A 15,863-nucleotide genomic window follows, 5' to 3' on the forward strand; every position below is an offset into this window, starting at 1 on the left:
TCGTATCCGATATCAGTCGAAGATCGAAGGCAGGTCGGCGGGAATCCAGACCTTGCCGTTCTCAAGCCGTGCAGCCACCTTGGTGAGGTGCTGGCCGGCGCAGGGGCCGGCGAAGCAGTGGCCCGTGCGGATGTCAAAATGCGCCGAGTGCGCGTAGCAGACGATGTGGCCTCCGTCGCCGGAGAGGAACCGGTCCTGCCGGTACTCCATCGGCCGGTGCTCGTGCGGACAATCGTTGAGCCAGACGAACACCTCGTCGCCTTGCCGCACGACGCATAGCCGGTCGTCGAGGCCTTGTCGCAACAGGCCGCGCGCGCCGCCGTCCGGCAGGTCGTCCAGCGCACAGAGCACGCGTTCAGCGGGCATTGTCATGTCGCGTTACTCGCTACTCGCCCGGCGCCCACTTGCCGCGCGCATCGAACAGGAAGATCTGCGAATTGTCCGAGCCGGGATCGCAGGCGCGCGGCGTCCAGTTGTCGTCGTGCAGGTCCATATCGGCATCGAATTCGATGGTCGCGCCAAACGGGCTGTTGAAATACCAGAAGTAGTTGCTGCCAAGAATGTGGCGGCCCGGTCCCCAGAAGCTCTTGTATCCCTTTTTGACGAAGTCCCAGCCGTGCTGCAGCACTTCGTTGGCCGATCCGAGGTGGAACGTGAAGTGATTGCAGCCGATCATGTGATCGTTCTGGCTCTCGATCATGAACAAGGTGTGGTGATCTTGCGTGCCGGCCGGACGCATGAACGGGCCCAGATGATTGAAGCGGTCGGTAACAATGAAGTCGAGGCGGGTGTAGAAGGCTTCGGCCTTCTGTGCGTCTTCAACGAAATAGACCACGTGCGAGAGCGTGCGCGGCTTGATCGTTGCGTCGGGGGTGACGGCGCAATCGTTGGGCGCGCGGCCAGGCGGTTGTCCCGGAACGTTGAAGCCGAGGTAGCGCGCCTCGTACTTGCGGCGGCGCGTAACCATGAAGGCGACGCCGAAGCCAGCGTCATCAATGCAGTGCAGCGTGCCGTCGGCATCGACGCTTACCTCGCGGTCGGCTTCGAGGTTAGCCTTGATCGACGCGAGCGTGTCGGCGTGGTCCACGCCATAGACGGTTTCGCGCAGGCTTGGGGTCGCGGCCTTTGGCGGCAGCGGCGGCAGGCTCGGGTCATCGGCTGCGCGCATGATGAGGCCGGTGCCGTCCAGCGCGGTGAAGATGCCACCACGCGCGGGATCGTAGTCGATTTCGTCGAGGCCGTAGTCGAGCAGATACTGGCGCGCGCCGGCCATGTCGTCGATGCCGAAGACGAGGAATTCGAGTCCGACAATGTTCATGAGTGGGTTCCTTTGTGATGGGTCAGCGTGAGGCGCGGCGCTCAGTGCGCCATTGCTCGCGTGATGAGTTGATCGACGCTGCCGTCGTGGCGTAGTCCGAGGCGCTCGGCTTCGGGCGTCAGCAGCGGCGGATAGGTTGCGAACAGCCGCTCGATGAAGGGATCGGGCGCATAGGTCACGAGCGCTTTACGGTCGGCGCCGAAGCGCGCGGCCAGCGCCTCGACGACCTCACCCACGCTCAGGCGCAGCACCGGCATCTGGTAGCTGCGGCGCGCGTTGAAGCGGTCAGGGTCAACCGTGGCTGCGTGCAGCAGGTTGTCCACGCAGGTGCTCACGGAGATCCACCAGGCCACGCCTTCGGCTGAAACCGGCACGGTGAGGGGAACACCTGCAGCCAATTTCCAGAACAGCAGGCTCATGAACGCGGACATCATGCCCGTGCCATCGCCCGGTCGCGCGACGACCCCTGGCAGGCGCAACGAGCAACCCTGCACCCAGTCGAGCCGCGATGCGTCGGCGACGAGCGCTTCACCCATCAGCTTGTGCGCGCCGTAGCTCAATGCAGGCGCGGGCAGGGTCTGTTCGTCGACGATCGCAGGCAACTGCTCGCCATAGACCGCAACGGTGCTCGCGAACACAAAACGTGGCGCGCGTGCCTGGCCGCGCAGATCTTCCAGCAACCCGAGCGTCGCATCGAGGTTGATCGAGCGGCCGAGCGCGTAGTTTTTCTCCGCAGCGCCACCGGGAATGCTGGCAAGGTGGAACACGGCATCGACAGGAAACGCGTAAGCACTCGCACGAACTACAGTGTCGGCGATATTGCCCGTCAGTTGCACGACGCGTGAATCGGCGGGCGGGGCATCGAAGCCGACGTCCATCAACGTCAGCCGCGAGACCGGCTTGCCACCGAGGCCCTCTGAAAGCAGACGCCTGACCAGCACCTGCCCGACGAAGCCTTGCGCTCCAGTCACGACAACATGAGTCATTTGGCGCCTCCCTTGCGGAACGGCAGCGATGCGAGGAACGCGAGCCGCGACGCCCCGAGCATCTTCAGCCCCGCTCGCGCCGATGAGGCATCGAGACGGGCTTCCATGGGCATCGTGCCGAAGCTCTTGCCCTTGATGACGAGTTCGTCGCCGACCCGTTCGAGCGATTCGACGTGCATCAGCTCTTCATCGGCGGGGCCGCGCAGCACCATGCCGGACTTCTTCGCGGCCGCCACCGTAGCGGGCACACCCGTGTCCTGCCGCGCGCCTGCCGCGACACTGCTGAAGTCCATGCCGAGCTGTTCAAACATCCTGATCGCCGTGGCACGGCCTGCGCCATAGACCCCGCCGCCGGGGTGCTGGAACGGGCCTGCGAGGTACAGGCGCTCCACGCCCGGCACGGTGAACTGGCCCAGATCCGGCGTCGGGCGATGACCGGCGCTCTGATAAAAATACGGCGCGACGCCGTGCAGGTCGCCACGCATCATGCTGTTCGGGCTGGACCGTTCGAGGTCCACCGGGCTGACGATGCTGCGGGCGACAATGTTGTCGCTTGTCAGGTTCGACACGAACTTGCGATAGTGAGTGAGCGACAGATCGCCGATTTCTTCCTTGAATTCGTCCCAATGCCGGCCTGCCCAGCGCTTGTCCTTCACGTTGTACGGTGCGAACGTGATGCCATGGAACATGCCGGCGCCAGCCGGTACGCGGGTCTTGTCGCCGATGCTTTCGTCGCCGCCGGCGCACAGGCGCCGCTCGGTGATCAGACCGCGCTTCAGGTCGTCGAAGTCGGCCAGCATTTCGTCGAGACTGTCGGTGGCCATGAACTCCAGCATCGTCGCGTAGCCCACTTCTTCGCCCGCGTGGTAGCGCGCGTTCTCCTTCAGGTCGTAATGGCTGACCATGATCGAGAAGGGCGCGAGCGTCGCGCGCTCGGCACGCTGCAAGACCGGCTCCGGCACACCTTCAACGAACTTGCGGATTACATGTGGATGGATCGCACCGATCACGGCGTCTTTCGCTACGATCTGCTCGCCGCTCGCCAACTGCACGCCCGTGGCGCGGCCCGCACTGGTGAGGATCTGCGCGACTTCGGCGTTGCAGCGCACTTCGCCGCCATGCGATTCGATACAGCGCACGAGCGATTCGGTTAGCTTGCCGCTACCGCCGACGGGCTGCGATACGCCATAGGTGTGGATGATGCCGGGCATCAGCAGCACGCCCATACCGGTACCCAGTTCGTTGGGCGCCTGCAGGTTCTCGCTGACGAGCCGCAGCAGGTGAATTTTGATCTTGTCGCTCTCATAGAGCTGGTTCACGAGATCCAGGCAATCCCGGTTCATGTAATCCAGCATCAGCCGTCCTTCGTCGCTGCGGTCGAGCATCGCGACGAGTTCGCCGAGCGGCGGCGGCGGGGCGTATAGCCCCGGCATGAAGACCTGCAGGATCTGCTGGCTCATCTTGACGAAGTTGCGATAGGTTTCGGCGTCCTTCGGCGAGACCTTGGCGAAGCATTCGCAGGTCTTGTCGATGTCCTTGTAAGTGAAGAGCACCGACTGGTCAGGAAATATCGTCGCATGCGGCACGGGCGAGTAGTGGTAGTTCAGGCCGTGTTTCGAGAGCAGCCCCAGTTCGTCCTGGCGCAGCATCGGGTTGCCCTGGATCATGATGTGCACGCTCGAGTGCTCGTCATGCCAGTAACCCGGCGTGTTCAGCTCGCGTGTGCTGACGCCGCCGCCCGGCCACGCCTTGCGTTCGAGCACCAGCACTTTCTTGCCCGCTTTCGCGAGATAGGCAGCAGCGACGAGGCCGTTGTGGCCCGCGCCCATCGCGACGATGTCGTAAGTCTGGCTCATGTGCGCACTCCTGCCTGTGCTGTTTGCACGAAGCGATGATCGATCGCTCCGAACACCGACTGGCCGTCGCGGTCGAGCATCTCGAAGCGTAGGCGCTCGCCGAAGCGCAGCCATGGTGTCGACGACTCGCCGGTTTCGATCGCTTCAATCGCGCGCTGTTCGGCAAGGCACGCTGAACCGGTGTTGCGGTAGTCGAGGTTCGAGAAAGTCCCGGAGCCGAGAATCGTGCCGGCGCGCAGATTGCGGTTGTAAGTCATGTATTCGATCAAGTCGTGAAAGCCAAAACTCATTTCGCGACCGTTTGGGTGACCGAAGGGGGCGCCGTTTCGGTCGACGTTCAGGTCGAGATGCACGCGTCCGTCCTGCCATGCGTCACCGAGTTCGTCCGGCGTGACCGCAACGGGAGCGAAGGCCGTCGCCGGCTTCGCGAGAATGAAACCGAAGCCCATCCCGAGTTCGCGGAACAGGTGCCGGCGCATGCTGACGTCGTTGAACAGCACCAGGAGCCGCACGTGCGCAAGCGCATCGTTGGCCCGCGTGCCGATCGGCGTGTCGCCGAGCACGACGCCGATCTCCCCCTCGAAGTCGCAGTGATCGGCCTCGTCGGGGAACGGGTAATCGTCGTGCGGTCCGACGAAATCGTCGCCTTGGCGCTGGATCAGAATCGGAATCGATGCGTCGGACTTCTTCTCCGGGTGATAGGCCTGCGTCATGATCCGGCCGTGGTTCAGGAACGCCGATGCGTCGATGAACTGATGGGTGCGGGGCAACGGGGCGGTACACGCGTGCGGGTCGAAGCTGAACGCTTCAGGTGCGCGCCCGCTGTTTAGGGCGTCATACAGCGCAGTCACTGCAGGCTCGACGCGCTCCCAGTCGTCCAGCGCGGCACGCAGATTCGGCGCGATGGCGGTAGCGCTGACCGCGCGATGCAGATCGCGCGACACGACGATCAGGACTCCGTCGGGGTGGGTGCTTCTGAGCGATGCGAGTTTCATTGTGCCTGTCTCCTTCGTTGTGTTATTTGAGCGGACGGCCACCGTCGACGGGCAGCACGCATCCGGTGGTAAAGCGCAGATCACGTATCGCAGTGAGCACCGCGAGCGCGATCTCCTCGGGCTGCGCGAGCCGGCCGAGCGGCGTTCGACTTGCCTGCTCGTCGCGCCAGGCCGCATCCATCGATTTGACGAATTCGGTATCGACGAGACCAGGCGAAACGGACACCACGCGGATCGCTGGCGAAAGCGCTCGCGCGAGCGACTTCGTCAGGTTGTCGAGCGCGGCTTTCGACGCGCAGTAGATCACGTTGCTGCCCATCGCGGTCTGCGCGGCAACCGACGAGATGTTGACCACCACGCCGCCGCCCGGCAGCTCGCTGCGTTTGAGCAGACCCGCCAACGCGCGCACCATCGCGAAGGGGCCGCGTACGTTGGTGGCGAGCACGTCGTCGATCAGCGCGTCATCCAGGCCCTCGAGGTCGTCGTGCGCGACGAAGCGGGTCGTGCCGGCACAGTTCACCAACACGTCGCAACGTCCGTAGCGCGACTCGATGTCATTGGCGAGACTGGCGAGCACCGCACTGTCAGTCACGGGCGCCGCCAGTGCGCAGTGCCCGGTTCCGGCCAGTTGTTCGACGAGCGCGTGTGCCGCGCCGGCCGAACTGCGATAACCAGCGGCGACGAGGAAGCCCGCCTGCGCAAGTGTCTGGCAGATCTGCGCGCCAAGGCCACCGGTCGCGCCGGTGACGACGGCGACCGGGCGGGCGTCGGAAACGCTGGTCGTTTGCATCAGTGCGCGCCGGGCCCCCCCAAGCGTACTGACAGCCCCCTCGGGCGGCAGCGAACCCAGTGAGCGTGGGGGCTTTTTCATGTCAAGCCTGTTTGCCAAGGCGCCGCACGCGGATGTCGGCCTGCTCCTTGTGGCCGGAGAAGTGCTCGAGCGCACAGAGCCGCGAGCAGACTTCGCCGATCTGCACCGACGCTTCGTCGGTCAGGATGCGCTGGTAGCTGTGCGTCTTGATGAACTTGCCGACCCACAGCCCACCGGTGTAACGGCCCGCGCCCATCGTCGGCAGCGTATGGTTGGTGCCGATCACCTTGTCGCCATACGAGACGTTGGTGCGATGGCCGAGGAACAGCGCGCCATAGTTGGTCATGCGGTGCAGGAACCAGTCGGGGTCGCGCGTCATCACCTGCACGTGCTCGGAGCACAGGCGTTCGGCTTCCTGCAGCATTTCCTCGTCCGTCTCGCACAGGATGATTTCGCCATAGTCACGCCATGCGACGCTGGCAACCGGTGCCGTGTCGAGGCGGGCGAGCACGGTTTCGATCGCGGGCGGCAGTTCCGCGGCGATCTTTTTGCTCGTGGTGATGCAATAGGCCGGCGAGGTCGGACCGTGTTCGGCCTGACCGAGCAGATCGACGGCGACCAGTTCGGCGTCGACCGAATCGTCGCAGATCACGAGCGTTTCGGTCGGGCCGGCGAACAGATCGATGCCGACGCGCCCATACAACTGGCGCTTGGCTTCCGCAACGTACGCGTTACCCGGTCCGACGATCATGTCGACGGGCGCAATGCGTTCCGTGCCGATGGCCATTGCCGCGACACCTTGCACACCGCCCATCACATAGATTTCGTCGGCGCCCGCGAGCGCCATGGCGGCGATGATTTCCGGCGAAGGCTTGCCGTCGAACGGTGGCGCGCAGGCGATCACCCGCTTCACGCCCGCGACTTTCGCGGTCAGCACGCTCATGTGCGCCGATGCAAGCAGCGGATACTTGCCGCCTGGAATGTAGCAGCCGACCGAATTGACGGGAATGTTCTTGTGGCCCAGCACGACACCCGGCAGCGTTTCGACTTCGACGTCGCGCAGCGACATCAACTGGATCTGCGCGAAGCGGCGAATCTGGGCCTGCGCGAACTTGATGTCTTCAATGGCCCGCGTGCTGAGCGAATCGATGCAGGCCTGAATTTCCGCATCGGTGAGGCGCAGCGACGGCGGATTCCACTTGTCGAAGCGTTCCGAGTAGTCGCGCACGGCGGCTTCTCCGCGCTGTTCGATGTCAGCGATGATTTTTTCGACCGTCGCGCGCACCTGCGCTTGATTGTCTGCTTTCACCTGGGCACTCTGGCCGGCCTTGAGGTACTCGATCATGTAGGTTTCCCAATTGGTTAGGAGACGGAAGGGAGCGGCATTCGCCGCGATTTTTAGCCTGCTGCGCGGTTCGCGAACACGAGCTGGTAGTGCGCGGCGCTGGGCGGCGCGGCAAAAAATGGCTGAAGTAGCGCGCGCCATTCGACAAAGCGAGGCGACTCGCGAAAACCCCGCATGTGATCTTCAACCGTGTTCCAGCGGACCAGCAGCCGGTATTCGCAGCCATCCTCGATGCAGCGATGCAACTCATGATCGAAGTAGCCGGGCATGCTGGCGAGAATGGTTTGCGCGGTCGCAAACGCGCTTTCGAAACCAGCGTCGCTGCCGGGCGGGATGCGGAAATGGGCGAGTTCGAGAATCATGCGGCTCTCCAGTGCGCGAGCGGCAGACCGGCGACTGGCGCGCGGAAACTGGCGAGCGTCGTGCCGGCGAGGCTGCCCAGATAGACCGTGCGCAGATCGGGTCCGCCGAACGTGATGCTGGCCATCATCGGCGCGAGCGTGCCGCGACATGCGCCCATGAGTTCGGGGGTCGTGGTGCCTTGATCGTAATGCACTTCGTAACGGGCGAACGCTTCAGAATTGCCGTCGTCGAGCAGCGTCAGCACTTCGCCATCGGGCGTGAGCGCGATCAGCTTTTCATTGAGGATCAGCGTGATCCAGAGATTGCCATGCGCATCGAAAGCGAAGCCGTCAGGAAAGCCGCCCAGATCGTGCGGACCGTAGATTTCGCGACCGCTGAGCGAACCGTCTTCGGCGACGCGCAGTCGCGAGATGCGGCGTGCGTTCGTCTCCACCACATAGAGCCATTCCTCGTTCGTGTCGAGCCGGATTTCGTTGGTGCCGACAAAGCCATCCGCAACGATGCGAATGCCGTTCGCGTCGATCAATCCGACGTAACCATCGGCGGTTTTCTCGTTGATCGAGCGGGTCCACGGCACCTGGCGAGTCGTGACCGTGAACCAGATGCGACCCTTCGAGTCGGTCAGGACAAAGTTGGTCTTGCCCAGCGGGGCACCGTCGATGCTGTCGTACAGCGTGCGCGATGCGCCGTCGCGGGTCATCAGTTCGATCGAGTCGGTGCCGAAGTTGGCGATCACGATGTTGCCTTCTCGATCGAACGCCAGGCCGTTGGGCAGGGTTTTACCGAGTACGAGCTGTTCGGCATCGCTCGCGGCAGGCGCTCTAGCGAAATCGGTCTGCTGCGCGATCAGCGTCTGCGTGCCGTCGGCATCGATGCGCATGACGCCCCCGCGGGCATCCGCAGTCCACAATGTGCCATCGGGCTCAGCGAGGATGCATTCCGGGCGTAGCAGATCGTGGCCGACCATGCGGATCGAGCCGCGGTTCACCTGCCAGCCGTGCAAGGGATTGGATGATGAAGTCATTGAAGAGTGGCGCGTGATAGATGGGTCCAGTTGCGGTGCAGCTCGGTGCGTAGTGCCTGTGCTGCGGTGTCAGAGTAATCCGGGCCAGCCCCGTTACCCGGAGCTGCGGTCAGCGGCAAACGGTTCGAGCAGCTCGATCAGGTTGCCGCACACGTCGCGAATGAATGCGGTCGGGTTGCCGTCGACCACCAGTTCGAACGCGATATCGGCTCCCTGTGTGCGTAACGCGGCAACCGCTTGCGGCACATCCGGCACCTCGAAGCACATGTGCTTGTTGCCGTGCGTGCGCAGATCCAGGTTCGGCACCCGGCGCGTTTCCGGCAGCGGGGCCGCGCCCGGCACCTCGAAGATCTCAATCCGGTAGCTGTCCCGGCGTACGAAAGCGATCCGCGCTGGAACCTTGTCGATCGTCATGCGCGATTCGAGTGAGAATCCAAGCATGCGCCCGTACCAATCAATCGCGGCGTCGAGGTTGGGCACACTGATACCGAAGTGATGAGGACGGAGGACGGGCAAAAGCGGCGCATGTGGCCGGGTTTGATCCGGCGCGTGTTCAGGCAGCGTTAATGGCGCTGTCGTCATGGTATGTGTCTCCTATTCCGATCCCACAGCAAAGCCGTTGCTCGCGTCCGGCTAGACGCCGGGGGGATGCCTCTTCGTATGGTCGGACTGTAGAACCGTCAATCCATCGCGACCATCAATTCCTAGTGGAAACACGCATTGATCGAATCGGATGGTTGTTGAATAGTGCGGCCATGAGACTGGGTCACTTCGACATGAATCTGCTGGTCGCGCTCGATGCTCTGCTCGATACGCGCAGCGTCACGCGCGCGAGCGAGCGTCTGCATATCGGTGCGTCGGCAACGAGCAGCGCGCTTGGGCGGCTGCGGGAATATTTCGGCGATGAATTGCTGATGCAGGTGGGCCGGCGCATGGACTTGACGCCACTTGGGCGCAGCCTCGCGCAACCCGTCCGGGAAATCCTGCTCACTGTGCAATCCACCGTGGTGGCACGGCTCGAGTTCGATCCCGCGCAGGCACGCCGCAACTTCGTGATTCGCGCGTCCGACTACCTGACCACGGTGCTGCTGATCGACGTGGTGCAGCGGCTGCAGCGCGAGGCGCCGGGCATTACGCTGCATATCGCCAACATGGCCGACGATGTGCCGGAACGGCTCGATCGCGGCGAAGTCGACTTCGTCATTTATCCGAGCGTGTCGGTCAATCCGCAGCACCCATCGCAGCCGCTGTTCGAGGAGACATACAGTTGCGTCGTGTGGACCGGCAACACGCTGGTCGGCGAGACCCTCAGCCTTGAGCAGTACCGGGAGATGGGCCACGTCGCGGCGACGTTCGGCGACAGCCGCAGCGTGAGCTTCGAAAGCCTCATGATGGCCAATCTCGGTGTGTCGCGCGCAATCGAGGTCACCACCACCAATTTCAATACGTTGCCGCAGCTCGTCATCGGGACGACGCGCATCGCGACGGTCCATAACCGGCTCGCGCAGATCTACGCGCATTACCTTCCCTTACGCCTGTTGCCGCTGCCGATGGATTTCCCGCCGCTGGTCGAGATGATGCAGTGGCATGCGATCAACAACAGCGATCCCGCCCACGTCTGGATGCGCCGCGTGCTGCTGGAACAGGCGCAGATGCGCTCGGGCGTGCCCGCCGTCAGCCTCGCGTGATGCCAACCCTCACTGCGTTCGTTTGACGCAGTCAAATGGTCCTGTCAACGCAATCTGATTGTGTCGTACGTTGTCTGCCGGAATCATTCGTCTCACACAAACGGGTACCTCGCTGTTCGGGCGGCGCTGCAAGCCGCCGGTTGAACGGCCGGGGAACACCCCTTCATAAACGGAGACGACGTCATGCATGTTCAGAACAACCGGCGCCATGCCGCGCCGGCCCCCCGCGAAGCCAGCTTCTTTCAAGCGCTGATCCTGCTCAGCACGGTGATCTGCGGAACACTTGCGCCGACCGTGATCGGACCTGTGCTTCCCGCGATGCAGCAGCATTTCGCGAGCGTACCGGGTATCGAAACGCTGGTCCCGGTCGTCGTCACGATGCCGATGCTGATACTCGGTGCGCTGGCGATGGCGATCGGTGCCGTCAGCGACCGGGTTGGCCGCAAGCGGGTGCTGGTCAGCGCGCTTGTTCTGTACGCGGTGGCGGGTACTGCGCCGCTTTACCTCGATTCGATCTATGGGATTCTTGCGAGCCGCGCAGTTGTCGGACTTGCCGAGGCGGCGGTGATGACCGTCAGCACCTCGTTTATCGGCGACTATTTCAGCGGCAAGCAGCGCGATCGCTATGCGTCGCTGCAGGTTACGGTCGCATCGACATCGGCGTTCATCTTCAACCTGATGGGCGGCGCACTCGGTGCGTATGGCTGGCGCGTGCCGTTCATGGCGTACGCGTTGCCGTTGTTGCTTGCGCCGCTTGTGCAGATCTTCATCTGGGATACCCGCAGCGCGTCCGGCACACCGGCAGCGGGCGGTCACGTTGCCGCAGGCGAACCGGCATTCAGTCCGTTGCTGCTCACGCTGATTTGCGCGGTTGCATTCGCCGTCGGCCTGGTGTTCATGGTCGTGCCGGTTCATCTGGCGTTCATGCTGGTCGACCTCGGCACGCGCTCGACCGGTGAGATCGGCCTTGCCTATGCACTGAACAGCGTCGGCATCATCGCCGGTACGCTGGCGTTCGGATGGTTTCTCGTCAGCCGGCTTGCGGTGGTGCAGCAGTTCGCAATCGGCTCGCTGGTCTGCGGCCTCGGCTTCCTGATCATGGGCGCGGCGCATGACTTTACCTTGCTCACGCTCGGCGCCGCGATCAACGGCTTAGGCTGCGGGGTGGTCCTGCCCGCACTGATCAGCTGGGGGCTGCGTTCGCTGCCCTTTGCACGCCGCGGATTCGGCACGGGAGCGTTCACCGCGACGCAGTTCATCGGGTACTTCTGCAGTCCGCTATTCGTGATGCCGCTGGTCGGTCTCTGGGGCTCGCGCTTCGCGGTCATCGAAGGCTGGGGCATCGGACTCCTTCTCATCGCTGCGCTCGCGTTCGCCGGGTCGCTCTGCTCACGCCGCCTGAAGCTTAGCTGATTCGTCGCGAGGCCCGTCATGAAGTCTGTTTTCAAACATGCACTCCCGGTGCAGGAAGGGCAGCGCTTGCAAGGTAAGGTCGCGGTGGTCACCGGCATCGGGAGCGGAATCGGCCGCGCGTGCGCGCTGCTGTTCGCGGCCCAGGGGGCACGCGTGGTTGGCTGCGATATTGATGCCGCAGCCGCTGGCCGGACTGTTGAAGACGCCCGCGCGCGCGGCTTCGCGCTCGATAGCCTCCATCCTTGCGACCTGACCGATCCCGCAGGCGCCGTGCGCGTCGTCGAGTTCGCGCGGGAAAAGCACGGCGGTTTCGACGTGCTGGTCAACGCGGCCGCGTACGGGGCCTTTGCGTGGTTGCAGGAGATGGACTACGAAACACAATGGCGCCGCACGCTGACAGGCGAGCTCGATATCGTGTTCCTGCTTTGCCAGGCCGCGTGGCCGGTGCTGATCGCACGCGGTGGCGGCTCGGTGATCAACTTCGCTTCGGCCAATGCCGCGGTCGCGCTCGAAGGGTCCCCTGCGCTTGCGCATTGCGCCGGCAAGGGCGGTGTGCTTGCCATGACGCGCCAGCTCGCGATGGAAGGCGGCCCGTACGGTATCCGTGTGAACAGCATTTCGCCTGCGCTCGTCGAAACGGCGGCCACGCGTGCGCACATGCAGGCACAGCCTGAGTTTCTCGAACGGGCGCTTGGCAAGATGATGATCAGGCGCGTCGGCCAGCCCGAGGACGTTGCGTGGTGCGCGCTCTTTCTCGCCTCTGATGAGGCGAGCTGGATCACCGCTGCCGACTTCCCGGTAGACGGCGGCGCGACGGCCTGGTAGCACCGCCTCCTCTCACTTTCCGTTACACGCCCTGAACCGTGCCTCATGAAGGCATGGCTGGCACCGCATTGCCTTTGAAAATACACAGGAGACTACAATGACATCGAACAGATTTGGCATCTTCTTTCGTCGCTCGCCCGGTGTGTTGCGCCTGTCGGCCATTGCGCTCGCAGCGATGCTGGCGAGCGGCACGGCCGCCGCGCAGGCAGAACCGGATGCGCCGGCAGCGACCAGAGCAACGCAGCCGGTAGACGCCACGAAAAACGCATCGACTGGCGCCGCGCAGAAAGCGGCAGGCGCAACCCAGGCGAATACGCCGGCTACGCACGCGTCCAGCGTTACGCACCCCACGGACGCAACATCGGCGCCAGTTTCGCTCGCGCAGAGCGGCGAGGCGGACAAGCAGGCTTCCACTGATCGCCCGACCGTGCAGCAGGGCATACCGTCGACCGACCAGCTCGGCGTGTCACACGTCGGCAACGCGGCGCCGGAGCCCGCCGAAAGTCCGCGCCAGGGGATCCTGTCGGGCCTCGGAACCACCTTGAACAACTGGGGCTTCACGCCGGTATTCAATCTCGTGCAGATGTACCTGACCAATCCGAGCGTTGGCCAGCAGACGGGCAATCATGAAGCGCTGACCTTCATTTCTGTCGGGGGCGACTTCGACCTACAGAAAATCGCGGGTTTCGATGGTGCCACGATTCACTTCCAGCAACTGTTCGTGCCATTCACGACGAACCTCGGTTGGGGCTCGCAGGTAGGTGACGTGCTTGCCGGACAGCCCGGGCCGTACGTACCGAAAGTGTCGCATCTCACGGTCTTCACCTGGGAACAAAAGGCGTTCCACGACAAGCTCGATGTAGAAGTTGGCAAGAGCAATCCGGGCCTCTACTTCGCGGCACCGGTCTGCAATCAGGGATTCGGCTGCCAGAGCGCGATACTGCAGGACAACGCGGGGATGAGTCCACCCATCTACGCCAACTGGGGCGCACGTGTGCGCTACAACCTGACGCCCGCTTTGTCCGTGCAGGCGGGCGTGTGGCGCTCGAATCCTGCCTTCCCGTTCACGAACGGCTGGGAATGGACCGACAGCGTACCGGACAGCAACACGTGGCTGGCGAATATTGTCTACCGGACGACGTATCAGACAGATCCGTATCCGAAGAGCTATGAGCTGATGTTCTATCACAACACGGCGACGCAAACCGACCCGTTCACTTCGGCCAAGCACAACGGAACGTCCGGCATGTATGTGGGGGGCAGGCAGGTCGTATACCGGCCAGACGGCGGCCAGAGCAGTGTGAGCGATCCGACCGCACTCTCGGTGTTTGGCAGCCTGACGACCAGCTTCGATGGGCACGCGAGCACGGGGCTCGCGATGACCGGGATTACCGGGCTGATCCTCGAGGCACCGTTTCGCAGCCGACCGCACGACAGCTACTCATTGAACTTCAATTGGGCGACCCTCACGTCGAGCGAGCAGCAGTTTCTGCAACAGCAGAACCTGGCAGCCGGAGGAACCGGCTATACGGTTGGACGCACCCAGCTCGGGCTCAAGCTCGACGGGAATATCGCTGTCACCCGGAGCATCATCCTGAGCCCGTATGTGATGCGGACGTGGCATACGAATACGTGGGGAAATCCCACGTATTCGGCCACTCCGAAGAATGGCTACGTCGCTGGGATCCTCGCGAGCATCTTCATCGATAAGATGCTCGGCCTGACCGACCATTGACCCGCCACGCGATCCGCAGTGCGAGGTGGCGGTGCGACGCCACCCCACGGAGGGAGGCGTTCTTGTCGATGTCTTGCGACGACAGGGACGCGCACTTTGTCGATGCCTACGCGATTGCACGGGTTTTCCGTTCCTTGGTGGCGTTGAGCGGTGATATCTTCAACTCAGTAATCCTCTTTGTTCGGGCATCGGTCGCGAAGGGGGTCTGGCGTCGCTGGACTTCTACAGTCAGCAGCGCAATATCTGCACGCTGGTATAAATTGTCGGAGACTGATCTTTCATACCAGCGGTTTTGGGTAATCAGGAAGGCGATGCCGTGCCAACTTCGCATTCCTCACGTACCAGGCTGTCATAGATTCGCCGGGCCTGAACGCTAGCTACGTCATTGTTCACGTCGACGGTCCGCCAGTCGGGCGCTTCGAGCAACCGCTCGTATTGGGCTTCGATAACCTCCCAGTCCTCGCGAAACGTTTTTTCGATTTCATCGTACATCGTCTGGGTGACGGCAGCATCCGACGGATTCAGGCTTTGAGCAGCTGACCAGAAGTAATGCGTCGTATGTTCGGTTTCAGGCGTTACTCCATTTGCTACGCGGAATTCGAACATCGCGTTCGCGCGCCCTTCGGCAGTCTGGCCCGTGCCGACTTTTGTGGCGCCGACGTCCACACAAATCAGACCCGGTTGAAAATGGATATCCTGCCAGCGGTCGATGTTGCACGTGATATTTGCCATCTTGGTGTAGGTTGGTGCGGGCGGTGTGTCAGGGAGTAGTCGCGAGACGGTCACGCTGCGATCCGTACGCTCGACCTTCATCGCGGTCTTGTCGTGAATACCCGGATTACCGCCGACGGTTTTCAGGTGAACATAACCAAGATGTGACGCGTCCAGCAGGTTGTCGTTCAGGTAGAGATGGTTCGACTTGATGAGGAAGGTTGTGCCTTTCCAGCCCCAGCGTTCGTCCGTATGCCATTGATAGCCTGGTACCGGCGTCTGTTGCGCCCGTTTGGCGTCCCCCATCCAGATCCAGATCAGGCCATCCTTTTCTTCGACGGGGAAGGAGCGAACCTTCGCACGCGACGGGATTGTCTCTTGACCCGGAATCTTGACGCAGGTCCCCTCACAGTTGAATTCGATCCCGTGATACCCGCATTGCAGATTGCTGCCGATAATCCTTCCGTGCGAGAGAGGGTAGCCGCGGTGGCAGCATCGGTCGAACAAGGCGGCAGCCGTTCCGTCAGTCTTCCTGTAAAACGCCACCGGCTCGTTCAGAATGCGACGCCCAAAGGGTTTCTTCGCCGTCACTTCGCTACTCCAAGCCGCCACGTACCACACATTCCGCGCAAACATTTGTCGTCTCCCGATTGATCTGAACTACGCCGTGCCATTGAATCGGCGCGGCACTGCAGCCAATCTATGGAATTAGCTAGCGACTGGCTATGCCGTTACGCGCATGTGAAGCATGCAATTCCGGAATGTCCGCGTGTGTGCGCGCTGTCTGAGTGAT

Annotated in this window: 15 protein-coding genes; 4 read left to right on the forward strand and 11 right to left on the reverse strand. The window is 62.9% G+C overall.

The features are described from left to right. Positions 1–12: 12 nt before the first annotated feature. The 10 genes from M0D69_RS16395 to M0D69_RS16440 form a co-directional block, all read right to left on the reverse strand. Entirely contained in the window at positions 13–366 is a 354-nt protein-coding gene (locus M0D69_RS16395; RefSeq protein WP_301783005.1) for a Rieske (2Fe-2S) protein, read from the reverse strand. Between the two features lie 19 nt (positions 367–385). After that, a complete protein-coding gene (locus tag M0D69_RS16400) occupies positions 386–1,318 on the reverse strand; it encodes a VOC family protein (RefSeq protein WP_301783006.1) in 933 nt (310 codons plus the stop codon). 41 nt (positions 1,319–1,359) lie between these two features. Next, complete coding sequence (locus tag M0D69_RS16405; RefSeq protein WP_301783007.1) at positions 1,360–2,304, reverse strand: NAD-dependent epimerase/dehydratase family protein; 945 nt, start codon at positions 2,302–2,304, stop codon at positions 1,360–1,362. Next, positions 2,301–4,160 carry an NAD(P)/FAD-dependent oxidoreductase gene (locus tag M0D69_RS16410; RefSeq protein ID WP_301783008.1) on the reverse strand — a complete coding sequence of 620 codons (1,860 nt, stop codon included), beginning with the start codon at positions 4,158–4,160 and terminating at the stop codon, positions 2,301–2,303. Before M0D69_RS16410 ends, M0D69_RS16405 begins: the two co-directional genes overlap by 4 nt. Continuing rightward, entirely contained in the window at positions 4,157–5,155 is a 999-nt protein-coding gene (locus M0D69_RS16415) for a fumarylacetoacetate hydrolase family protein (protein ID WP_301783009.1), read from the reverse strand. The genes M0D69_RS16410 and M0D69_RS16415 overlap by 4 nt, the downstream gene beginning before the upstream one ends. A gap of 22 nt (positions 5,156–5,177) precedes the next feature. Further along, entirely contained in the window at positions 5,178–5,945 is a 768-nt protein-coding gene (locus M0D69_RS16420; protein WP_301783010.1) for an SDR family NAD(P)-dependent oxidoreductase, read from the reverse strand. 82 nt (positions 5,946–6,027) lie between these two features. Next, positions 6,028–7,311: a histidinol dehydrogenase gene (gene hisD / locus M0D69_RS16425; protein ID WP_301783011.1), complete on the reverse strand. Its 1,284-nt coding sequence runs from the start codon at positions 7,309–7,311 to the stop codon at positions 6,028–6,030. Between the two features lie 53 nt (positions 7,312–7,364). Next, positions 7,365–7,673 carry an antibiotic biosynthesis monooxygenase gene (locus M0D69_RS16430; protein ID WP_301783012.1) on the reverse strand — a complete coding sequence of 103 codons (309 nt, stop codon included), beginning with the start codon at positions 7,671–7,673 and terminating at the stop codon, positions 7,365–7,367. Beyond that, positions 7,670–8,698: an SMP-30/gluconolactonase/LRE family protein gene (locus tag M0D69_RS16435; protein WP_301783013.1), complete on the reverse strand. Its 1,029-nt coding sequence runs from the start codon at positions 8,696–8,698 to the stop codon at positions 7,670–7,672. Before M0D69_RS16435 ends, M0D69_RS16430 begins: the two co-directional genes overlap by 4 nt. A 93-nt stretch (positions 8,699–8,791) precedes the next feature. Further along, positions 8,792–9,280 (reverse strand): VOC family protein, encoded by a 489-nt coding sequence (locus tag M0D69_RS16440; RefSeq protein ID WP_301783014.1) that lies wholly within the window; start codon positions 9,278–9,280, stop codon positions 8,792–8,794. Positions 9,281–9,453: 173 nt separating this feature from the next. Here M0D69_RS16440 and M0D69_RS16445 point away from each other — a divergent pair, with 173 nt between their 5' ends. From M0D69_RS16445 to M0D69_RS16460, 4 genes are all read left to right on the forward strand, one after another. Continuing rightward, the gene (locus M0D69_RS16445; RefSeq protein ID WP_301783015.1) at positions 9,454–10,386 is read left to right on the forward strand and encodes a LysR family transcriptional regulator; all 933 of its coding nucleotides are present in this window, start codon (positions 9,454–9,456) and stop codon (positions 10,384–10,386) included. A 183-nt stretch (positions 10,387–10,569) separates the two neighbouring features. Further along, complete coding sequence (locus tag M0D69_RS16450; RefSeq protein ID WP_301783016.1) at positions 10,570–11,799, forward strand: MFS transporter; 1,230 nt, start codon at positions 10,570–10,572, stop codon at positions 11,797–11,799. 18 nt (positions 11,800–11,817) lie between these two features. Further along, entirely contained in the window at positions 11,818–12,624 is an 807-nt protein-coding gene (locus M0D69_RS16455; RefSeq protein WP_301783017.1) for an SDR family NAD(P)-dependent oxidoreductase, read from the forward strand. Positions 12,625–12,721: 97 nt separating this feature from the next. Next, positions 12,722–14,359 (forward strand): carbohydrate porin, encoded by a 1,638-nt coding sequence (locus tag M0D69_RS16460; protein WP_301783018.1) that lies wholly within the window; start codon positions 12,722–12,724, stop codon positions 14,357–14,359. 300 nt (positions 14,360–14,659) lie between these two features. Here M0D69_RS16460 and M0D69_RS16465 read toward each other — a convergent pair whose 3' ends face one another. Next, positions 14,660–15,706, reverse strand: a complete 1,047-nt coding sequence (locus tag M0D69_RS16465) for an aromatic ring-hydroxylating dioxygenase subunit alpha (protein WP_301783019.1) — start codon at positions 15,704–15,706, stop codon at positions 14,660–14,662. Positions 15,707–15,863: the final 157 nt, after the last annotated feature.

It is taken from the genome of Caballeronia sp. SEWSISQ10-4 2 (assembly GCF_030464885.1).
In the GTDB taxonomy this organism is placed as follows: domain Bacteria; phylum Pseudomonadota; class Gammaproteobacteria; order Burkholderiales; family Burkholderiaceae; genus Caballeronia.

Excerpts from the sequence above, each read along its gene's own strand:
- M0D69_RS16395 (WP_301783005.1), bottom strand. The coding sequence starts at position 366 with ATGCCCGCTGAACGCGTGCTCTGTGCGCTGGACGACCTGCCGGACGGC.
- M0D69_RS16400 (WP_301783006.1), bottom strand. The coding sequence starts at position 1,318 with ATGAACATTGTCGGACTCGAATTCCTCGTCTTCGGCATCGACGACATG.
- M0D69_RS16405 (WP_301783007.1), bottom strand. The coding sequence starts at position 2,304 with ATGACTCATGTTGTCGTGACTGGAGCGCAAGGCTTCGTCGGGCAGGTG.
- M0D69_RS16410 (WP_301783008.1), bottom strand. The coding sequence starts at position 4,160 with ATGAGCCAGACTTACGACATCGTCGCGATGGGCGCGGGCCACAACGGC.
- M0D69_RS16415 (WP_301783009.1), bottom strand. The coding sequence starts at position 5,155 with ATGAAACTCGCATCGCTCAGAAGCACCCACCCCGACGGAGTCCTGATC.
- M0D69_RS16420 (WP_301783010.1), bottom strand. The coding sequence starts at position 5,945 with ATGCAAACGACCAGCGTTTCCGACGCCCGCCCGGTCGCCGTCGTCACC.
- hisD (WP_301783011.1), bottom strand. The coding sequence starts at position 7,311 with ATGATCGAGTACCTCAAGGCCGGCCAGAGTGCCCAGGTGAAAGCAGAC.
- M0D69_RS16430 (WP_301783012.1), bottom strand. The coding sequence starts at position 7,673 with ATGATTCTCGAACTCGCCCATTTCCGCATCCCGCCCGGCAGCGACGCT.
- M0D69_RS16435 (WP_301783013.1), bottom strand. The coding sequence starts at position 8,698 with ATGACTTCATCATCCAATCCCTTGCACGGCTGGCAGGTGAACCGCGGC.
- M0D69_RS16440 (WP_301783014.1), bottom strand. The coding sequence starts at position 9,280 with ATGACGACAGCGCCATTAACGCTGCCTGAACACGCGCCGGATCAAACC.
- M0D69_RS16445 (WP_301783015.1), top strand. The coding sequence starts at position 9,454 with ATGAGACTGGGTCACTTCGACATGAATCTGCTGGTCGCGCTCGATGCT.
- M0D69_RS16450 (WP_301783016.1), top strand. The coding sequence starts at position 10,570 with ATGCATGTTCAGAACAACCGGCGCCATGCCGCGCCGGCCCCCCGCGAA.
- M0D69_RS16455 (WP_301783017.1), top strand. The coding sequence starts at position 11,818 with ATGAAGTCTGTTTTCAAACATGCACTCCCGGTGCAGGAAGGGCAGCGC.
- M0D69_RS16460 (WP_301783018.1), top strand. The coding sequence starts at position 12,722 with ATGACATCGAACAGATTTGGCATCTTCTTTCGTCGCTCGCCCGGTGTG.
- M0D69_RS16465 (WP_301783019.1), bottom strand. The coding sequence starts at position 15,706 with ATGTTTGCGCGGAATGTGTGGTACGTGGCGGCTTGGAGTAGCGAAGTG.